This is a genomic window from Streptacidiphilus sp. MAP5-3, from assembly GCF_041262505.1.
In the GTDB taxonomy this organism is placed as follows: Bacteria; Actinomycetota; Actinomycetes; order Streptomycetales; family Streptomycetaceae; genus Streptacidiphilus.
On the sequence record NZ_JBGCCL010000065.1, the window covers coordinates 1 to 2,813 of the forward strand.

The window sequence follows — 2,813 nt, forward strand, 5'->3', positions numbered from 1 at the left end:
GTTGCTGTGTCAGGCGTTCGCGCAGGTGCTGGGCCTGGAGCGGGTCGGCGTGGAGGACGACTTCTTCGCCCTGGGCGGCCACTCCCTACTGGCGACCCGCCTGGTCAGTGAGGTGCGGGAGTCGTTGCGGGTCGAACTGCCGATCCGGACGGTGTTCGAGGCACGGACGCCGGAGAGGATCGCCGGTTGGCTCGCCGATCAGATTGACACCCAGACCACGGCTAGGCCCGTTCTGCGGCCGATGCGTAAGCAGGAGGACTACTGATGATTCCGTTGTCGTTTGCGCAGCGCCGGCTGTGGTTCCTAGGGCAGTTGGAGGGTGCGAGCGCGACCTACAACATTCCGTTGGTGTTGCGGCTGACCGGGCATGTGGATCGGGAGGCTCTCGCCGAGGCGTTGCGGGACGTGGTGGGGCGGCATGAGGTGCTGCGCACGGTCTTCCTGGCCGAGAACGGGGAGCCGTACCAGCGGATCCTCAAGGCCGAGGAGAGCGGGTTCGAGCTTGCGGTCGAGGCGGTTTCCGAGGAGTCGTTGGCCGGCGCCGTGAGGGGGGCGGTCGCGTACGCGTTCGATCTTTCGTCCGAAATCCCTTTGCGGGCGACGCTGTTCGCGGTGGGTCAGGATGACCATGCGCTGGCGGTGGTGGTTCATCACATCGCCGGGGACGGCTGGTCGGTGGCGCCGCTGGCGCGGGACGTGTCGGTGGCGTACGCGGCGCGGGCCGCGGGCCGGCCACCGGAGTGGGAGCCGCTGCCGGTGCAGTACGCGGACTACGTGCTGTGGCAGCGGGAGTTGCTCGGCGACGAGCAGAACCCGGGCAGTGTGCTCTCCCGGCAGCTGGCGTACTGGCGCGAGACGCTGGCCGGGGCGCCGGCCGAACTGGTGCTGCCGACAGATCGGCCGCATCCCGCCGTGGCCAGTCATCAGGGCCATGCGGTGGCACTCGAGCTGTCGGCCGGCGCGTACAAGCGTCTGGTGAAGGTGACCCGGGAACGGGGGGTGACCCTGTTCATGGTGGTGCAGGCCGCGTTGGCGGTCACTCTCAACCGGTTGGGTGCGGGGAACGACATCCCGATCGGGGCGGCGATCGCCGGACGTACTGAGAAGGCCTTGGAGGACCTGGTCGGGTTCTTCGTGAACACGTTGGTGCTGCGCACGGACCTGTCCGGTGACCCGACGATGGCTCAGGTGCTCGATCGGGTCCGGGAAGCGGGACTTGGCGCGTTCGCGCACCAGGACGTGCCGTTCGAGAAGCTGGTGGAGGAGTTGGCGCCGGTCCGGTCGGCGGCCCGGAACCCGCTGTTTCAGGTCCTGCTCGCGGTGCAGAACGTGGCTTCGGGGGCGTTGGATCTGTCCGGGGCGGGCTCGCCGCTTTCGGCTGTGGCGTCGTCGGCGGGTACGGCGGTGTCGAAGTTCGACCTGGAAGTGACTGTGGGTGAGGTCCTTGATGCGCAGGGCGCGCCGGTGGGGTTGCGCGGCACGCTGATCGCGGCTGCGGATCTGTTCGATGCGGAGACGGCGGAGCGTTTCGCGGGTTGGCTGCTGCGGGCCGTCGAGACGGTCGTCGCTGAGCCGCAGACGCGGCTGTCGGCGGTGGATGTGCTGGGTGAGGCCGAGCGCCGGCAGGTCGTGGCGGAGTGGAACGACACTGCTCGGCCGCTGGTGGACGCGACGTTGCCGGAGTTGTTCGAGGCGCAGGTGGCGCGGACGCCCGATGCGGTGGCGGTGGTGGCTGACGGGGCCGAGCTGTCGTACGCGGAGTTGGACGCGCGGGCCAACCGGTTGGCGCACTACCTGATCGGGCGTGGTGTGGTCGCGGGGTCGGTGGTGGGGGTGTGTCTGGAGCGCGGGGTCGATGCGGTGGTCGCGCTGCTGGGTGTGGTGAAGGCGGGTGGCGCGTATCTGCCGATCGATCCGGCGTATCCGGTGGACCGGATCGGTTTCATGCTCGAGGACGCGGCGCCGGTGGTGGTGCTGGCGTCGTCGGCGACGGTCCGGGCGGTCGCCGGCCCGGTGGTGGTGTTGGACGCGCCGGAGGTGGCAGGGGAGCTGGTCGGGCTGGAGACGGATGTTCCGGCGGAGCGGGTGCTGCACGGGCGGGGGCCGGCATATGTGATCTTCACGTCGGGGTCGACGGGTCGGCCGAAGGGTGTGGTGATTGAGCACCGGTCGGTGGCGAATCTGTTGGGCTGGGCGCAGGAGGCTTTCAGCGCCGATGAGTTGGCGCGGGTGGTGGTGTCGACGTCGTTCAGTTTCGATGTGTCGGTGTTCGAGTTGTTCGCGCCGTTGGTGTCGGGTGGCAGCGTCGAGGTGGTGCGGGATCTGCTGGCGTTGGCCGATGGCGGGCGCGGTTCGCGGCGGGCGAGTCTGGTGAGCGGTGTGCCGTCGGCGTTCGCGCGGATCGTGGGTGACCTGGTGGTTGCGCCGCGCACGGTGGTGTTGGCGGGTGAGGCGTTGACCGCGGACACGGTGGCGGGTGTTCGGCGCGTGCTGCCGGGTGTGCGGGTGGCGAACATCTACGGTCCGACCGAGGCGACGGTGTATTCGACAGCCTGGTATGCGGATGGTGATGTCGAGGGGGCTGTTCCGATCGGGCGTCCGGTGTCGAATGCCCGGGTGTTCGTGTTGGACGCCGGTATGCGTCCGGTGCCGGTGGGTGTGGCTGGTGAGCTGTATGTGGCGGGTGCGGGTCTGGCCCGTGGGTACCTGAACCGGCCGGGTTTGACGGCGGAGCGGTTCGTGGCGAATCCGTTCGGTGCGGGGGAGCGGTTGTACCGCACGGGTGACCTGGTCCGGTGGAACGCCGGCGGCGA

2 protein-coding genes are annotated in these 2,813 nt (G+C 69.4%); both read left to right on the top strand.

The window, feature by feature from the left end; translation table 11 throughout:
* Positions 1-265 (top strand): phosphopantetheine-binding protein (locus ABH928_RS36405; RefSeq protein ID WP_370073042.1); only part of this gene is annotated, 265 nt, incomplete at its 5' end.
* The coding region (locus ABH928_RS36410; protein WP_370073043.1) for an amino acid adenylation domain-containing protein at positions 265-2,813 on the top strand (2,549 nt) is incomplete at its 3' end. The genes ABH928_RS36405 and ABH928_RS36410, both read left to right, overlap by 1 nt.